The organism is Psychrobacter sp. M13, from assembly GCF_030718935.1.
Taxonomy (GTDB): Bacteria; Pseudomonadota; Gammaproteobacteria; order Pseudomonadales; family Moraxellaceae; genus Psychrobacter; species Psychrobacter immobilis_G.
The window spans coordinates 608,120-625,901 of the sequence record NZ_CP132194.1 but is presented as its reverse complement, the minus strand read 5'-3'; the positions used below and the strand labels follow the sequence as shown (position 1 = coordinate 625,901).

The window sequence follows — 17,782 nt, the reverse complement described above, 5'->3', positions numbered from 1 at the left end:
CACTATACCGCAGCATCGACTTGCGCTAGATAAGTGGCCTTTAGCTCATCACTGATAAACGCTGAGCGAAATGAATTTTTTACTAGCTCAATCACATCCGCTTCTGAAAGGTCTATGTTCTCATACAAGTTAATAAAGTTCTGATTCATATAGCCTTTGAAATAAGCAGGATCATCAGAGTTGACGCTGACATTTAGACCGTAGTCCAGCAGCTCTTTGATATTATGCTCATCATAGCTGTCAAATACTTTTAGCTCTATATTGGAGTTCGGGCAGACGGTCAATGGTATTTGCTCGTCTTTGAGGCGCTGCATCAGCTCTGGGCTATTAATAGACTGGACACCGTGATCAATACGCTCGATATCTAGTAAGTCTAGTGCCTCATAAATATAAGAATAATCCGCTTCCTCGCCAGCATGAGCGACCAGTTTAAAGCCTTTATCCTTAGCCGCTTTAAACACTTCGGTAAATTTCGATGGTGGATTGTCTAATTCTGCTGAATCAAGCCCAACGCCGATAATATCATCTTTAAACTCTAGGGCCTGCTCAAAGGTGGCAAAAGCTTCCTCTTGTGATAAATGCCGCAAAAAACACATAATAATAGCCGAGGTAATACCATATTGTTTTTCGGCATCGGCTAGCGCTTGCTTGATACCGTTAATAACAGTAGCAAACTCAATGCCTCTTTCGGTATGAGTCTGCGGATCAAAGAATATCTCCGTATGGACGATGTTATTCTCTACACATTTTAGGACATATTCCCAAGTCAAATCATAAAAGTCGTCTTGGGTGATCAGAACCTTTGCCCCAGCATAATAGATATCCAAAAAGCTCTGCAAATTCGTAAAGTCATAAGCCGCGCGTAGTTCTTCAACAGACTCATAAGGAATAGTAACGTTATTTTTTTTGGCCAATCTAAACATCAACTCAGGCTCTAGTGAACCTTCAATATGCAGATGCAGTTCGGCTTTTGGCAGTCGTTTGATGAACTCAATCATGATATCTTCGCCTTTTATAAATTTTTATCTAATATGCGTTATTTGTTTTTTGATGCTTAGTTTTTTAATAATTACTTGATATAAAGCACGGTGTCAGACAGCTCATTACCTGCTGGATCATCTTCTAGGTGATAATAATGACGCAATAGCTGTCCGATCTCATCGAGCAAGTCCGTTAAGCTATCCTCGGTGTTTTTGTTGGCAATACCTGCAATGGCTTTATCGCACATCGCCTGCCACACCGTAGGGCTGACATGCGCATTGATGCCCCGATCAGCGACGATATCCAAATAGTGCTCACAGACATTAACGTAGACCAAAACCCCAGTGTTCTCTTCGGTATCCCAAACACGGCAGCGACTAAATAGCTCAACCGCGCGATCATGCGCACTACTATAATAGGCACTACTAATCGGTAGATGATTTTCTATGACCAAAAAAACCTCGCCACGATGACCGCGCTCAGCCTCGGTCACCTTTGCGCTTAGCCGTTGGCGAGTCTCTGTGGTGATCCATCTACTATGCAATAGCGGTACGAAAAGCACTTGCCGCCACCAGCGTGAAAAGCTGGTCGTTGTGGTCTGCGTGCGCAGTGATTCCATTGGGTATTCCTCAAAATAAAAGCAAATTACGTTATCAGTCTAAATATTAATCCAAAGCAGCTAAACCAAAGTCGCTAAAATAGCTGCTATAGCAAGATGGCAAAATAGATAGTCGCTACCAAGAGCCACCAGCACCACCGCCACCGAAACCACCGCCGCCGCCGCCGAAGCCGCCACCACCAAATCCACCGCCGCCGAAGCCGCCACCGCTAGAGCCACCACCTGGGAGGAATATCATCCCACCGCCGCCACGTCCGCCTTTCCCACCACCTCTACCGCCACCTGAACCTCGTGAAATTAAGAATAACCACAGGAAGATAGCCATAATAATGGTCATAAAAAGGCCACCGCCTAACGCTAGCGACCCGACAAAGAAACCCCCAGAAGTCAAGATTGACCCGAATACTCGACCGAATATATTAGTAATAAAACTACCGAATATCATCGCCATGATGAATAGGAAAACAGGAGATGGCACTTCGTCAGAACTACCAGTACTTTGAGCACGCTCAGCGGCTTGTGCATCGGCTTGCGCTAATATCTCTGGATCTGCGGTCAAGCGCGCTTCAATCTGGCTAATACCGTTAGATATGCCCTCAAAGTAGCGACTGCCGTTTTCAGGCTTAAAATAAGGAGTAATATCTTTACGAATGATACGGTTCAAGGCACCATCAGGTAATACGCCCTCTAGACCATAACCCGTTAAGATGTACATATCTCGATCATTGACAGCGACCACAATCAGCAAGCCATCGTCAGTATCGGCCTCGCCTAACTGCCACTTCTCAGCCGCTTGTAGTGAGTAATCAAAGATAGGTATACCACTAGTCGTCGGTACAATGACGACAGCCGCTTGTGCTAAGCCCTGACGATAGATACCTTGTAGCTGCGCCTCTAAGCGCTGCTTTTGTTGTGGATTTAAGATATTGGCTTGATCGACGACTGGACTATTGAGAATCAATTTGTCCACGTCAACACCAGTAGCACTAGAAGTAACAGGCGCTTGATTGGTCGTAGCACTGTTATTAGCCTCTGAGCGCGCATTTGGGTTAATCGAATCGTTGCCTAAGGCATCGTTACCTAAAATAGCTTCGTTAATCGCTTCATTACCCAGCACCGCATCATTGATCGCCTCATTGTTCTCGCCCGCTTTGGCGATAGCAATTAAGTCCTCGACACTGCGATTTTGCTCGTCACTGCCACTGGCGATATCATTAGCGGCAGCAACAGCAACGTCATTCGATGCAGCATGTAGCGCCGTCATACTAGTAGCGCTAAGCGTTAGAAGTAAGGCTGCTGCGATTGCTTTTGAATTGGTCATCTGCTCTCTACCACCTAATATCAGCACTTAAAATCAGTACCTTAAAATTATAATTAGTTATTCCTACTAGAAAATACAGCAAACTTATCGATAATGAGTAAAGCCTACCGCATTATCAGCAAAGCAGACAAAACCATGCTTTATCTGCTCTTATGCTCATCTCGCTGTTATGCAAAAAGCTACTCACCAAATTCAACGTCAGGAGCGGTAGAGATAGCTTCTTCATCAGCTACGCTAAAGTTCGGCTTAGCATCCATACCGAATACTTTGGCGGTGATATTAGTTGGGAACTGACGTACCGTAGTATTATAGCCCTGTACCTCTTGAATATAGCGGTTACGCGCGACAGCGATGCGGTTCTCCGTGCCTTCTAACTGTGCTTGCAGGTCTTGAAATAGCGCGTCTGACTTGAGATCAGGATAACGCTCAGACACCGCCATCAGACGTGATAAAGCGCCTGTCATCTGCTGCTGCGCCTCAGCATAACGCTCCATCGCTTGTGGATCGTTGAGCAGCTCTGGCGTTATAGTAATACCCCCTGCTTGTGAGCGCGCTTGAGCCACACCAGTAAATACTTCTTGCTCTTGATCGGCATACTGCTTGACGACTTTGACCAAGTTGGGTACTAAATCATCACGGCGCTGATACTGGTTGACCACCTCTGACCAAGAAGCCGTTACTTGCTCATCTTGCGCTTGTAGATTGTTATAGCCACAGCCGCTCAGGCCGATAGTAGAGGTCGCTAATACCGCTGATAGCAGCATGGGTTTTACGATAGATTTCGATATCATATAGGTTTCTCCTAATAAATAACTATAAACAGATAAATAATTCGTTTTATAAAATATTATTCAGTATGCAGTGATAGCTTGTAGCAAATAACACTCAGACTGCGTATATGGTGATAATAATGACGATATGGCGGCTGTTTTACAATTCACCGTTACAAAATACAACTTCATAGTTTGTCTTAAAGACAAAAGAAGCAGATTCTGCCTATTTGCAATTTGAGTAAATACCAAGACAGTTGAATTACTCTACGTTTATCTAATTAGCTCAATTTTACTAGCTTTGAGACTGATGAATCAAAAAAATACCTAGCAATTACATTGAAATTATGGCAAATTGCAGTTACGTAGCCGTATGGTTCACATACATTTAGTAAGTAATTGATAACATATTTAATACTCATAGATTCATATTGCTATTTGTAGATTAGATTTAGATATCATTATTAGCGTTATGCATTAGCTTTTAACAGGATTATTATTATCGCATGATGTTTTAAGACATTAGTTTATGATGTTTTAAAGTATTATAGCTTATTGATAACCCTGCGTTATTGTGACTATTACGGCAAAAGGAATTTCCCTGCAGCTCAAGTTTTTATCTATACAGCTTTTATCGATATGATAATAAAGATAATACTAAAGCTTAGCGGACAAATACAGACAACTGATATCCATACTCATCGGTATGCTTCAATGAAGAATAGTTATCTTCACTGAGCGTATCCAATTTGAGACAGTTAAAGGAATATAGATATGGAAGGTTTAGTCAATTTAGCGAACAATATTATTTGGAGCCCAGCATTAATTTATTTATGCTTGGGTGCCGGTCTGTTTTATTCAATTATGACCCGCTTCGTGCAAGTTCGTCTATTCGGCGAAATGATACGTCTGCTATTTAAAGGAAAACCTGATAATGATGGTATCTCATCTTTTCAGGCATTAGCAGTCTCTCTAGCAGGTCGTGTCGGTATGGGTAACATCGCAGGTGTTGCCGCTGCCATTGGTTTTGGTGGTCCAGGTGCCGTATTCTGGATGTGGATTGTGGCCTTTTTGGGCGCATCAACCGCTTATGTAGAATCTACCTTAGGTCAGATTTATAAAGAGCGTGACGTGGTCACGGGCGAGTATCGTGGTGGTCCTGCTTATTACTTCGAGCGAGCGCTGGGTCAAAAATGGTATGGTATTTTATTTGCTATATCCTCGATCATTGCTTGTGGTGTGTTCCTACCTGGTGTACAGGCCAACGGCGTTATCAACGCGGTAGCACAGGTCGCTGGTGAAGGGTCAGTCATGAACTTCATGGGGATTGAGACGGGTACTACTCGTGTTATCGCCCTTGGTATTATCTTATTGGTATTAGCCTTCATTATCTTTGGTGGTATCAAGCGTATCGCTACCTTTACTGAATATGCTGTTCCTTTTATGGCAGTAGGCTATATCGTTCTAGCACTATTTATCATGTTCGCAAACTTTAGTGCCGTTCCAGAAGTGTTTGGTGCAATCGTTGGTGACGCTTTCACTGCTCAAGCAGGTTTTGGTGCTGCTATCGGTTGGGGTGTTAAGCGTGGTATTTACTCAAACGAAGCAGGTCAAGGTACAGGTCCTCACGCGGCAGCAGCTGCAGCGGTCGATCATCCAGCACAGCAAGGGCTAGTACAAGCGTTCTCAGTCTATGTTGATACGTTACTTGTTTGTTCTGCTACTGCCTTTATGATCTTATCTACAGGCATGTACAATATCCAAGGTGAACTTGCTGATGGTCAGTTCTTAGTCCAAAACGTAGCGGCGACTGTTGAGATTAACTCACCTTCATTTACGCAGATGGCGATGGAATCAGTCTACGGTCAGTTTGGTAATACCTTTATTGCGATAGCGGTATTCTTCTTTGCCTTTACGACAATCTTGGCTTACTACTACATCGCTGAAGTCAACATCTCTTACCTTACTCGCTCTATGGGTAAAGGCGCTAGTAAAGCAGGTCAGTTTGTTGTCAAGCTTGTTATCATGTTTATGGTCGCTTATGGTGGTCTTAACTCAGCGGGTTATATTTGGGGTCTTGGCGATGTTGGTGTTGGCTTAATGGCTTGGCTCAACATTGTTGGTATCCTCGTGATCTTCTTTGTTGCCCGTCCTGCTATCGACATCTTACGAGATTACGAAGCCCAGCTAAAAGCGGGTGGTGGTACGACTGCCAAGAGATTCGTCTTTGATCCTAAGAAATTCGGTATCAAGAACGCAACTTATTGGGAAGAGCGTCATGCTGCTGAAGTCGCTTTGCAAGAGAAGGAAGTGCTACGTAAAGAGCCTAGAGTATAATTTAAGCTTAAATAGTTAAACCTAGCAAAACATTAAAAGCCTGAGACCAAAGTCTCGGGCTTTTTTGCAGTCTGCTATTTTTTATGATTGAAGAGGTGTAATGAGTCTAAGGCAAGTTTAACAAACTCTTTAATTATGCAAGGCCAAATGATAAGACTATTATTAGTTTTTAAAGCGAGACGGAAAGCTGTAGCTATCAGTAGTGTTTTACTAGTAGAGAACAATATGACAAATGAGCGATGCACAGAGCATACTCTATGGATAGCTTAATTTTAAAGAATTGAGCAGCCATGAAAAAGCCCAGCGTTAGTGGCTGGGCTCTTATCAGTGTTAACTACTGAATGTTGCTTAGATTAGATATTACTCAGGCATTAATACGGCATCGATAGTGTGAACAACACCGTTGGTTGCCATGATATCAGTACCAGTAATGTTAGCCGTGCCGCCTGATGCATCAGTGATGACATTAGCATCGCTGATATTGATAGTTGCACCATTTACGGTAGCAACATCAGTACCATAAGGAATATCAGCTGCCATAACAACCATAGGTACTACATGATAAGGAAGTACTTTTTTCAACAAGTCAGTATTAGCCAATAGCTCTTCTTTGGTTACGCCAAGCTTCTCTAAAACAGGAGCGAAAGCATCATCAGTAGGAGCGAATACAGTGTAAGTACCAGCATCCATCATCATCGTATCAAGGCCAGCTGCTTGAAGCGCTGCTGTTAAAATAGTTAGATTCTCATTACCAGCCGCGATTTCTGCGATGCTTTGAGTAGCCATAGGATCAGCTTCTACCATTGGATCGGCTTCTGCCATTGGCTCAACAACGACTTCTTCAGTGGTTACTTCTGGCTCAACAGGATCAACAGTTTCTGCATTATTACAAGCAACTAAAGTTAAAGCTGTTGTAGCGATTGCTAGCGATAATAAACTCTTCTTAAACATAGATATTTCCTTTTGAAATTAAATATTAGTCAAACGATTAATAAAAATAAACATTCTGACTTTAAACTATTAACTTTAAAATATTGAAAAGATACCAGCAGCCATTGTGCAAGTAACTCGTGAAGAATAACGGCTAGCAATGCATGCATTACTAAACATGAACAGTGAGTTAGATATCAAAATTGCCAATAAGGATAGCATTCATTATTGGCAACCCAGTAGATCAGCTTATCATAAATATTAACTTATGTTCGACCTATGTAATATAAGCTAATGTATAGATATTATTTATTTTGGTAATAGTACTTTATCGATAACATGGACAACACCATTGTTGGCTGCTATATCTGTTTTTAATAGTTTAGCAGTACGACCATTTTCATCCATCACCATCATCTGCGGAGTTATTACAATAGTATCGTTACTGGCCGTCATAACGCTACCTGGTTTGACGTCTTTGGCGTACATTGCCATATCACCATCAACAACATGACCCGCTAGAATCTTAGTTAATAAAGGCTTATTAGCAAATAACTGAGCCTTAGTCATTCCTGTTTCTTGCAGTGCTTGCATGAATGCAGCATTAGTAGGAGCGAACACAGTATAATGACCATTAGGATCAGATAACATGCTGCCTAATCCTGCTGCTTGTACTGCTTCAACCAATACTGAAAAATCAGGATTGCTTTGAGCAACTTGCACAATGTTCATTTTAGCCATAGATTGACTGTGCATTGGCGCTTTCATTTCTGCTTTTTGCATAGGCATCATGTTATTACAAGCAGATAGCCCAGCTATTGAAAGTGCTAGCGTTCCAATGGTGGCAATTTTAGTAAATTTCATAATCATATCCTTGATAAAAAAATTAGTCTTACGAGAATTTTTGATATAAAAGCAAGCTCGCATAGCTTTTATTGACTTCATTATTAAACTATTTATAAGTAAAGCTAATGTAGGAGCTATCCTTCTGAACTTAAATTAACATACAAAGTAAAGATGTTATCTTGTGATTACGCTACTTTTTGTAATATCCATGTAACTACAGTTGTTAATTAGAGAGCTTAGATCACTATGCTTTACATAAAACACTATTAACGAATTACTTATTAGTCGAATATTGATTATAGGTTGTCCCTATTCACTAATCATTCCATGCTAAAATATTCAGTATTTGTTGCTCATTATTTAAGCCCTCTCCCCTTTAAATCTGACGATATAAGCTATTTCCTATGACTGATTCAATAACGGCTGTGCCTGCCACCGATAACTCTCGCCCTAACGATTTTATATTGACGCCGCCAGAGGTGTTCCCATTCAAAGAGGCACAACTGACAGCACGCGCGCGTATTACTGAGCAGATGGCAAAACGAATTTTGATGCTTGACGGGGCGATGGGCACTCATATCCAGAATTATAAGCTGGAGGAGTCGGACTATCGCGGTGAGCGCTTTGCTGATATCGAGCAAGACGTGCGTGGTAATAATGATCTGCTCGTGCTAACCCAGCCGCATATGATTAAAGAGATTCATCTGGCGCACTTAGAGGCAGGTGCTGATATTATTGAGACCAATACCTTTAATGGTACACGGCTGTCGATGGCCGACTATGATATGCAATATCTAGTGCCTGAGCTCAATAAAACCGCAGCAAAGCTTGCACGTGCGGCCGCTGATGAATTTACTGCACAGAATCCTGATAAACCGCGTTTTGTCGCTGGCGTCATTGGGCCAACCTCGCGTACTTGTTCGCTATCACCTGATGTCAATGATCCTGCCTTTCGTAATATCACCTTTGATGAGCTGGTGCTGAATTATCGCGAATCAACACTTGCGTTGATAGAAGCAGGTGTCGATATTATTCTTATCGAAACTATCTTTGATACGCTCAATGCCAAAGCGGCAATCTTTGCGGTAACAGGCGTCTTTATTGATATCGGTTTTGAGCTGCCGATTATGATATCAGGCACGATTACTGATGCTTCGGGTCGTACGTTATCGGGGCAAACTGCTGAAGCCTTTTATAACTCAGTGCGCCATGCCAAACCATTATCGGTTGGCTTTAACTGTGCGCTTGGTGCCGATGCGCTCAGACCACATATTCAGACACTATCTAATATCGCCAACATGTATGTGTCTGCGCATCCTAATGCTGGCTTGCCCAATGAGTTCGGTGAATATGATGAGAGCGCGAGAGAAACAACAGCATTGCTTGAGGGTTTTGCTAAAGCGGGTATCTTAAACATCGTTGGCGGCTGCTGTGGTACAACCCCTGAGCACATTCGGCAAATTGCCAATATGGTCGCCAACTACCCACCGCGGGTGATTCCTGAGATTGCCCCTGCCTGTCGATTGTCTGGACTTGAGCCGTTTAATATTACCGCCGATAGCTTATTCGTCAACGTTGGTGAGCGTACCAACGTTACAGGCTCTAAAAAGTTCCTACGTTTGATTAAGACCGAAGCCTATAACGAGGCGCTGGATGTGGCGCGTGACCAAGTCGAAGGCGGCGCGCAGATCGTCGATATCAATATGGATGAGGGCATGCTGGACTCCAAGCAGGCGATGATTCATTTTGTGAACCTCGTGTCTGGCGAGCCTGATATCAGCCGTGTGCCTTTAATGATTGACTCCTCGAAATGGGACATCATCGAAGAAGGTCTCAAACGTATCCAAGGTAAGTCCGTCGTCAACTCTATCTCCTTAAAAGAAGGTCATGCTGAGTTCGTCGAGCGCGCCCGTCTCTGCATGCGCTATGGTGCGGCTATCATTGTTATGGCCTTTGATGAAGACGGACAAGCCGATACCTTTGAGCGCAAAACTCAAATCTGTCAGCGCAGTTATGATGTATTGGTCAACGAAGTGGGCTTTCCGTCAGAGGACATTATTTTTGACCCGAATATCTTTGCGGTCGCCACGGGTATCACTGAGCATAATAACTACGGCGCGGACTTTATCAACGCGACCAAATGGATAACTGATAATCTGCCCAATGCGATGGTATCAGGCGGCGTCTCTAACGTCTCGTTTAGTTTCCGTGGTAATCCGATTCGTGAGGCGATCAACTCCGTATTCCTTTATCATGCGATTCAAAACGGCTTAACTATGGGTATTGTCAACCCTGTCATGCTGGAGATCTATGATGACATTCCTGTCGATGCTCGCGAGGCGATTGAGGATGTCATGCTTAATCGCAATCAAGGTGAGAGCGGACAAGATGCGACTGAACGGCTGATGACTGCTGCCGAAAATTACCAAGATGGCGGCAAGAAAAAAGACAGCACTGTCGATATGACTTGGCGCGAAGGATCAGTAGAAGAGCGTATCGCTCATGCTCTTGTCAAAGGCATTACCACCTTTATCGAAGCCGATACCAAAGAGGCGTGGGAGAAATACCCCAAACCACTAGAGGTCATCGAAGGGCCATTAATGGATGGTATGAATATCGTCGGTGACTTATTCGGTGCGGGTAAAATGTTCTTACCGCAGGTCGTCAAATCCGCACGCGTGATGAAGCAATCGGTCGCTTGGCTGAACCCGTATATCGAAGCTGAAAAGGTCGAAGGCGAAACCAAAGGTAAAATCCTGATGGCGACCGTAAAAGGCGATGTCCATGATATCGGTAAAAATATCGTCGGCGTGGTACTCGGCTGTAATGGCTATGATATTATCGATTTGGGCGTGATGGTAGCGTGCGAAAAGATCCTCGATACCGCGATCGCGGAAAAAGTCGATATCATTGGCTTATCAGGGCTGATCACCCCAAGTCTCGATGAGATGGTTTATGTCGCCAAGCAAATGCAAGAGCGCGGTATGGCCTTGCCATTAATGATCGGTGGCGCAACGACTTCCAAAGCGCATACGGCGGTCAAAGTCGAGCCGCAATATCAAAACGATGGCGTCATCTATGTCTCTGATGCCTCACGCGCCGTCGGTGTAGTCACTAAGCTACTCTCCAAAGACAACCGCCAAGCGCTCATCGATGAAACTCGCGAAGAATATATCAAAGTTCGCGAGCGCCTAGCTAAGCGCCAACCCAAAGCCGCCAAGCTCTCCTATGCTGAATCAATCGAGGCAGGTTATAAAGCTGATTGGGAAAACTATATGCCGCCTGTGCCTAATAAGTTAGGTCAAGTTATCTTTGATGATTATCCGATAGAGAAGTTAATTCCCTTTATTGACTGGACACCGTTCTTTATCTCGTGGGGTCTGGCAGGTAAATACCCTAAGATTCTGCAAGATGATGTGGTTGGTGAGGCCGCGCGTGACTTATACAGTAATGCAGAAGATATGCTCAAAAAAATGATTGATGAAAAGTTAGTCATTGCCAAAGGTGTCTTTAAGATAGCGCCAGCACGGCGTACGGGTAGCGACACGGTTACTGTCTACGACAAAGCACCGACTGAGGGCGGCACAGCAGAATACCAATTTGAGCATTTACGTCAACAGAGTGACAAAGCCAGTGGCACGCCTAACTATAGCTTGGCAGACTTTATCTCGTCAGTCGATGCCTATACCGATTATCTTGGTGGCTTTACCGTCTCAATGACAGGTACTGAGGCGATCGCTGAAGCATACAAGAGCAACGGCGATGACTATAATGCGATTATGGTACAGGCGTTATCTGATCGCTTAGCCGAAGCCTTTGCTGAGCATCTGCATAAGTTAATCCGTACCGACTATTGGGGCTACCTGCCTGAAGAAGAATTAAGCAATGATGAGCTGATCAAGGAAAAATACGTCGGCATCCGCCCTGCCCCTGGCTACCCTGCCTGCCCTGAGCATACGGAGAAAGGCAAGCTATTCGATTGGCTCGGTACGGTTGAGGCTATCGGTACAACGCTAACGGAGAGCTACGCGATGTGGCCTGCGTCTTCGGTTAGTGGCTTTTATTATTCGCATCCTGAAAGTGTGTATTTTAATGTCGGTAAAATTAGCACCGATCAGTTAGAGAGTTATGCGGAGCGTAAAGGCTGGGATATGAAAACCGCTGAGAAGTGGTTAAATCCGAATTTGTAGGCTGCGTACGTATATTTATAGGAAAAGGCGCTTTTCTTGAAAAGCGCCTTTTTTAAAGCTAAATCAAACACATTAGACCGTCAATCCAATGGTTTCTCTGGTGGTGTGAATAACATATCATCAAGCATACGACCAAGGATTGTTTGTACAAAGGCATTGTGTGGTCCGTTCCCACTAGCTTTTTCCTCAGTTTCACTATGATCAATCAAAGTATCATCTACCTGAAAATTCCACATATACCCTAATTTACTTTTGGCAGTCTCTGCCGTAGCCCAATCGAAAGGCCATAATCCTGTTGTATAGTACTGAAACTCATTTTTTCCATGTTCTTTATTTTCATAAAGGTGGCGTGTGGCACAATCCTCAAGAGTTGTAGGTATCTCAAACCAAGGTTTATTATCTTTCAAAATTACTTCAGCATCTTCAAACTTACAATTAATTAAATCTGCCTCTGTGTTTTTATTATTGTTATCGACAGGGCCAACTATACCACCTGCAGAAGTAACCCAATGAGAAAGATACGGCATATAATGACCTACGGTATCATTCACCCCTGAATAAGGCTTATCAGTAAGGTCTTGTAAGAGGAATCGAGCTCTTGGAAATGTCGTTTTAGTACTATTATCATCTTCAGAGGTTAAGTTTATCCATAGAGGACGCTGTAAACTCTCACCACGCCCAGGAATATCACTATATATTTTGTCAAATGCATCCGCTCCTATTGCTGGATTGAGATTAGCAAGTAGTGACTTTTTTCCTAGAGGCCAGTCGGCAATAGACTTTGTATTGGCTAGATCATCTATAAATGCTCGAGACAATAACCTGCCACCAAAAGAATGACCCATAATCAATGAATAACCTGAGTGAGTACTTTTTTCAACGTGATTAGTTAACTCTATCAAGTCGTCTCGCACTTCTCCTTTCTCACCAATAAAATCAGCTGCACGAGCTCTATCAAGTGGAGTTAAAAAATGAGCGGGACGGTACTTATATTTAGCGCCACGCCAACCAACGTAAACACCAATTACATTCATATCAGGATTCTGAAAGCTACGACGAGCCAGTAGGTATGGAAATGCTTCTGTATCAAAATTCTCCTCTACTCCATCAGTGTTGGCATTATTATTCCACCCATGCACATAAACAACTAAATAAACGGGCTTGTCAGAAGTGTCTATAGCATTCTTAATAAGATTTAACTGCTTATTTTCCTCAAATTTCTTACCATCTTCGTTATATTCTAAATAAAACCGACTAAAAGACGTTTTATTTATTATATCTTTATCATAATCAAGTTGATCATTATCATCCAAATAAGCTTTAAAACCATTTTTAATAACTATGTTGGTGACAGGATTTATATCCACTGGATGATAGGCTTGATCAGGAATAGTCGCACAGGAACTTAAAATAAAGCAGCAAAAAAAAGCAAATATATATTTCATAATAAACATCCTTGTATTTATTTTACTGAAATGAATTATAAGCTCCTTGTCAAACTACAATTTTTATCAGGTATAGCTAAAGAAGCTATTCAATATATTCAATATATGACATATATAAATATACAAAATTTTTATAAGAAAATAAAGAACTTATTTTATTAAGATAAATTATGAATATAGTAATTATTAATTCAATCGTGAATATTTCAAACTAGTCATTTTCATTTTCGTCTGCCAACAATACCCAAAACAACAAACCATCTGCTCCCCTTTCTTACGCCTATCAAAACGACTTTGACCCGATTAACTATAAAACCCCAATCACTCCAACGGCTTCTCTGGTGGGGTGAATAACATATCATCCAGCATACGCCCGAGGACTGCCCGCACATCCGCAGAGTGACCACCTTTTCTGAGAACAGACTCAGCAGACCCCTGTTCCAGCAGGGATTCATCCATCCTTACATTCCAGATATGGCTCGCCTCTTTTGCTGGGTTTTCATAAAGCGCTATCAGCTCAGTTATATTAGAACGCTGCTCTTCGTTGGTAATGCTCTTATTTCCATATAGATACAGAGCTTCACTACAAGCTTTATTGGCTTGGGTTCGATGACTATTGTTATTACTATTGTATTTTGACTCGCGTGAAGGTACTGCAAACCAGCTATCATTATCAGGGCTACAGTGACTTTTGCCAGATAACTTATCTTTTTCAGCGATGATAAGCTCATAGGAGAGATAAGGCTCATAATGCCCTATCGTCTTGTGAGTTTGATTGACATTAGCAGGTTCAGTCGATAGGTTTTGCCCAATAAAACGCGCTAGCGGATATAGACGGCGGGTAGTAAAGTCATCTTTGGAGGTTACATTCAGCCAAATAGGTCGTTGCAAGCCCACCTTATTCTCAGCAGCTTTATTAAATACTTCGTCAAAAGCTTTTGCACTTATAGCAGGATTCAAACACATCAATAGGGATCGGCTCCCTAAAGGCCAATCATCAATAGACTCTATATGGGCTAAGTCAGCCATAAAAGCCCGCGATAACAGCCTACCACCAAAAGAATGTCCTATAATCAGCGAGTATCCTGAATGGGTACTTTTTTCAACATGCTTGGCCAAAGCAATCAGATCACCTCGTACTTCCCCATAACTGCCAATCGTATCCGCTGTACGAGCTCCATCCAGCGGCGTCAAAAACTTCGCTGGAAAATATTTGTATTTGGCGCCACGCCAGCCAACATAGACACCTATGATATTCATATCAGGATTCTGAAAGCTGCGACGAGCAAGTAGATAGGGGAAAGTGACCGTATCGAATTCTTTTTGCACGCTAGTGGTGTCTGCATTGTTATTCCAGCCATGCACATAAACTACCAAATAAATCGGCTTGTCAGAAGTATCTATAGCACGCCTGATAACAGCCATCTGCCTATCACCCTCAAACTTTTGACCCCTTTCGTTATACTCTAAATAAAATGAGCCAAAAACCGTTGGCTCAATTTTGTCACCCTCTTCTATGCTCGCGTCGTCACTTTTATGGGCTGACAATCCATTTTTGATGACCATAGTAGTGACAGGGTTGATATACGTATCTAACTCTACATCGGAGCAAGCCTCTCTATTTAGGCAGTCAATTTTATGATAGGCCTGATCAGAAATAGTCGCACAAGAACTCAATATAAAGTAGCAAAGAACAACGACTATATATTTCATAAAAAACATCCTTGTAGTCATTTCATCAGCAAAAACTTATCAGTTCCTCGATTCGTTTATTTACATCAAAGATAAAATAGATTTCTTCATGATCCGTACAGTAAGGTAGACGTGTGGCACTCAAAGCCAGGTTTCCCTTTATATTCAATATACCGAATTAATAGCAACTCATCTACAGATATTTTTTTAAGATGCAATATGTGACTTTTTCTCCGCTCTTTATCTCGATAAAATTTAAAAATAAGTATCAGTATCAGTCTGTTAGCTTAATTGCTATTCATTAAATGCTTTATCTTCAGAAGACATCCTATCCTATTCAACAGTGTTAAAGATATTTAATATATTCATATAAACGCATATTGACAAACGTTTTAAAAATGATACCTTGTTATATAAGCGCTTCAATATTTTACTTTTTAAGACAAAAATAAGGTGATGACGTAGCGCTTTTAGTTTATCTAGGTTTGCATTTTTCATTCAAGGAGAGAAAGAAAATGAAATTATTTAAATTAACCCTGCTCGCCATTACCACCGCGCTCTTTTTGCAAGGGTGTGATGATGACGATGATGGATCTTCGACTACACCCCCCGATCAATCAGATATAAAGGCTGAAATCCTTGGGGTTTGGACTGGTAACGATACCGATGATGAGCTTTTGACTATAGCTTTCTTAGACGATGGAACTTACATTCATTTAGAAGCTAATGAAAGACCTGAAATTGCTAAGATGCAATCTTTAAGACAAGTAGTGACTAATTCAGAAGGAGGTATGGAATGGGGTAAATATACTATTGATGATGATACTGGAGAGTTGACCACGACCCCCGTCTTTGATAACAATGGTAGCGCTGGACTGTCAGACTCTATCACACGCTATGCTCGGGTTTCAGATGGCACGCTCACGCTTGAAATAGACGAAAATGATGACGGTATAATAGGTAGCGATGAAGTTTTCAGTTTTTCAGAAACCAAGTCTGAAGGCCTCTTAGGTGCTTGGGGCAGTGATGATATCGATGAAGGCTTGCTAGGAGTGGCATTTTTTGAAGATGGTACTTATGTACACGTACAAGTCGATGAAGAAGACAGATCAATTAACAATCCTAAAAACGGCATGGAATGGGGAACTTACGTTATTGATGATGTAACTGGGTCACTCACTACCACTCAACTGTTTGATAACAATGGCGAATCTGGATTGTCCGATCCGCTCGTTCGATATGCTCGAATCGTGAACGGTAAGCTAATCATTGAAGTTGATGAAGACAAAAATGGCACTATAGATAATGACGAGATATTTGGCTTTTCAAAACTTACCGCTGATAACAACCCTACAGATCAAGTAGATTCAAAAGATCTATTAGGGCTTTGGGAAAATAAAGATACAGACAATGAGCTATTAACCTTAGCATTCTATGATGATGGCACCTACCTTCATGTGGAGGTTGATGAAGAGATACCTTACGATACTTCCAACGATGAGTTATCTGGTTTTGAGTGGGGTAAATACACTCTGAACAATAGGACAGGCGCATTGACGATCGTTCCAATCTCTGACAACAACGGTGATACTGGCTTATCAGACCCAGATATGCTACCAGACCCCCGTAATCATTATCTCTCCCTTTCTGGTGATACACTAACGCTTAAAGTTGACGAAAATCAAAATGGTGTTATAGATGATAATGAGTCTTATCATTTTTCTAGAGCAAAATCTGAGAATGAATTAGGAGTCTGGACAAACATTGATGCTAATAATGAAAATGAGCTACTGACCTTTGCATTTTTTGAAGATGGTACCCTTGCACATATAGAAGTCGATGAAAAGCCACCGTTTGATTCTACGGACTCAGACCCAAAACAATCTGGTATGACTTGGAGCGGATATACAATAAATAATCAAGGTGAACTCACAATGGGTTCGAGAATCTTTAGTTCACCCGGGGATACTGGGTTATATGGCTCTCCATATATCTCTATTAATGTATCTGGTGATAACTTGATACTTGTCATTGATGAAAGCGAACAGGATGAAAACGAGGATCTACGAACTTATAATTTCAAACGTCATTAAATCCCAAAAATAAAATTCAGCTTATCAAGGGATAGGCTGAGTTTTTTATTTTGCGCTAATCATTTTTTGATTTAGCCCGCCGACAACGCTCAGAACAATAAATCACCTGCTCCCAGTCCTTCTCCCATTTCTTGCGCCAAGTAAAAGGTCGCAGGCATACAGGGCAGATTTTTTGTGGTAGGTTGACCTTTTTATGTGCCATGACGTTCCCTTTTATTATTTTCATAGTTATTTAGAAGGCTAATATTGTGTTAATAGGATAGCTTTCTAAACTGGTGCGCGGGGCGCACCCTACTCGTCAATTGCAAAAATTTTGTTACCGAGATATAAAATGCTGGGTTAAAAACCCAGCATACAACCGACCATAAATTTCAAACACAATTTTTTGCATTATTTTTGATGCTCTAAACCTTCATATTTCTTAACCCTTCGGCATTGGTCTGAACAATAAACCATGCTTTCCCAGTTTTTATCCAACTTTTTAGTCCAGCTAAACTCGCGCTCGCAGACAGGGCATTCTTTTTTGCGGACATTCTTCTTTTTATGCGCCATGATTTT

13 protein-coding genes are annotated in these 17,782 nt (G+C 42.0%); 3 read left to right on the top strand and 10 right to left on the bottom strand.

What is annotated here, in order from left to right; all coding sequences use genetic code 11:
* Positions 1-2: 2 nt before the first annotated feature.
* From Q9G97_RS02640 to Q9G97_RS02625, 4 genes are all read right to left on the bottom strand, one after another.
* On the bottom strand, positions 3-998 hold the full coding sequence (locus Q9G97_RS02640) for an adenosine deaminase (RefSeq protein ID WP_305899618.1): 996 nt from the start codon (positions 996-998) through the stop codon (positions 3-5).
* Positions 999-1,069: 71 nt separating this feature from the next.
* Entirely contained in the window at positions 1,070-1,600 is a 531-nt protein-coding gene (locus tag Q9G97_RS02635) for a TPM domain-containing protein (RefSeq protein ID WP_305899617.1), read from the bottom strand.
* A 115-nt stretch (positions 1,601-1,715) separates the two neighbouring features.
* Positions 1,716-2,921: a YgcG family protein gene (locus Q9G97_RS02630; RefSeq protein ID WP_305899616.1), complete on the bottom strand. Its 1,206-nt coding sequence runs from the start codon at positions 2,919-2,921 to the stop codon at positions 1,716-1,718.
* Between the two features lie 179 nt (positions 2,922-3,100).
* A complete protein-coding gene (locus Q9G97_RS02625) occupies positions 3,101-3,712 on the bottom strand; it encodes a LemA family protein (RefSeq protein WP_201571823.1) in 612 nt (203 codons plus the stop codon).
* A 753-nt stretch (positions 3,713-4,465) separates the two neighbouring features.
* Between Q9G97_RS02625 and Q9G97_RS02620 the strand changes: the two genes are divergently transcribed.
* Entirely contained in the window at positions 4,466-6,028 is a 1,563-nt protein-coding gene (locus tag Q9G97_RS02620) for a sodium:alanine symporter family protein (protein ID WP_305899615.1), read from the top strand.
* A gap of 360 nt (positions 6,029-6,388) precedes the next feature.
* On the opposite strand, the gene Q9G97_RS02615 is transcribed toward Q9G97_RS02620, so the two are convergent.
* Entirely contained in the window at positions 6,389-6,979 is a 591-nt protein-coding gene (locus tag Q9G97_RS02615; protein WP_305899614.1) for a fasciclin domain-containing protein, read from the bottom strand.
* Positions 6,980-7,267: 288 nt separating this feature from the next.
* Positions 7,268-7,822, bottom strand: a complete 555-nt coding sequence (locus Q9G97_RS02610; RefSeq protein WP_201571816.1) for a fasciclin domain-containing protein — start codon at positions 7,820-7,822, stop codon at positions 7,268-7,270.
* Positions 7,823-8,208: 386 nt separating this feature from the next.
* Here Q9G97_RS02610 and metH point away from each other — a divergent pair, with 386 nt between their 5' ends.
* A complete protein-coding gene (gene metH, locus Q9G97_RS02605; protein ID WP_305899613.1) occupies positions 8,209-11,994 on the top strand; it encodes a methionine synthase in 3,786 nt (1,261 codons plus the stop codon).
* A gap of 80 nt (positions 11,995-12,074) precedes the next feature.
* On the opposite strand, the gene Q9G97_RS02600 is transcribed toward metH, so the two are convergent.
* Both Q9G97_RS02600 and Q9G97_RS02595 read right to left on the bottom strand, forming a co-directional pair.
* On the bottom strand, positions 12,075-13,439 hold the full coding sequence (locus Q9G97_RS02600) for a hypothetical protein (RefSeq protein WP_305899612.1): 1,365 nt from the start codon (positions 13,437-13,439) through the stop codon (positions 12,075-12,077).
* A gap of 321 nt (positions 13,440-13,760) precedes the next feature.
* Entirely contained in the window at positions 13,761-15,152 is a 1,392-nt protein-coding gene (locus Q9G97_RS02595; RefSeq protein WP_305899611.1) for a hypothetical protein, read from the bottom strand.
* A gap of 494 nt (positions 15,153-15,646) precedes the next feature.
* Between Q9G97_RS02595 and Q9G97_RS02590 the strand changes: the two genes are divergently transcribed.
* A complete protein-coding gene (locus tag Q9G97_RS02590) occupies positions 15,647-17,224 on the top strand; it encodes a hypothetical protein (RefSeq protein ID WP_305899610.1) in 1,578 nt (525 codons plus the stop codon).
* 55 nt (positions 17,225-17,279) lie between these two features.
* Here the strand turns inward: Q9G97_RS02590 and Q9G97_RS02585 are convergent, their stop codons facing one another.
* A complete protein-coding gene (locus tag Q9G97_RS02585; protein ID WP_305899609.1) occupies positions 17,280-17,426 on the bottom strand; it encodes a DUF2256 domain-containing protein in 147 nt (48 codons plus the stop codon).
* Positions 17,427-17,614: 188 nt separating this feature from the next.
* Complete coding sequence (locus Q9G97_RS02580) at positions 17,615-17,776, bottom strand: DUF2256 domain-containing protein (protein ID WP_201571802.1); 162 nt, start codon at positions 17,774-17,776, stop codon at positions 17,615-17,617.
* Between the last annotated feature and the right edge of the window lie 6 nt (positions 17,777-17,782).

Bases quoted from the DNA above. Each gene is read 5' to 3' on its own strand.
- Q9G97_RS02640 (WP_305899618.1), bottom strand. From the start codon at position 998: ATGATTGAGTTCATCAAACGACTGCCAAAAGCCGAACTGCATCTGCAT.
- Q9G97_RS02635 (WP_305899617.1), bottom strand. From the start codon at position 1,600: ATGGAATCACTGCGCACGCAGACCACAACGACCAGCTTTTCACGCTGG.
- Q9G97_RS02630 (WP_305899616.1), bottom strand. From the start codon at position 2,921: ATGACCAATTCAAAAGCAATCGCAGCAGCCTTACTTCTAACGCTTAGC.
- Q9G97_RS02625 (WP_201571823.1), bottom strand. From the start codon at position 3,712: ATGATATCGAAATCTATCGTAAAACCCATGCTGCTATCAGCGGTATTA.
- Q9G97_RS02620 (WP_305899615.1), top strand. From the start codon at position 4,466: ATGGAAGGTTTAGTCAATTTAGCGAACAATATTATTTGGAGCCCAGCA.
- Q9G97_RS02615 (WP_305899614.1), bottom strand. From the start codon at position 6,979: ATGTTTAAGAAGAGTTTATTATCGCTAGCAATCGCTACAACAGCTTTA.
- Q9G97_RS02610 (WP_201571816.1), bottom strand. From the start codon at position 7,822: ATGAAATTTACTAAAATTGCCACCATTGGAACGCTAGCACTTTCAATA.
- metH (WP_305899613.1), top strand. From the start codon at position 8,209: ATGACTGATTCAATAACGGCTGTGCCTGCCACCGATAACTCTCGCCCT.
- Q9G97_RS02600 (WP_305899612.1), bottom strand. From the start codon at position 13,439: ATGAAATATATATTTGCTTTTTTTTGCTGCTTTATTTTAAGTTCCTGT.
- Q9G97_RS02595 (WP_305899611.1), bottom strand. From the start codon at position 15,152: ATGAAATATATAGTCGTTGTTCTTTGCTACTTTATATTGAGTTCTTGT.
- Q9G97_RS02590 (WP_305899610.1), top strand. From the start codon at position 15,647: ATGAAATTATTTAAATTAACCCTGCTCGCCATTACCACCGCGCTCTTT.
- Q9G97_RS02585 (WP_305899609.1), bottom strand. From the start codon at position 17,426: ATGGCACATAAAAAGGTCAACCTACCACAAAAAATCTGCCCTGTATGC.
- Q9G97_RS02580 (WP_201571802.1), bottom strand. From the start codon at position 17,776: ATGGCGCATAAAAAGAAGAATGTCCGCAAAAAAGAATGCCCTGTCTGC.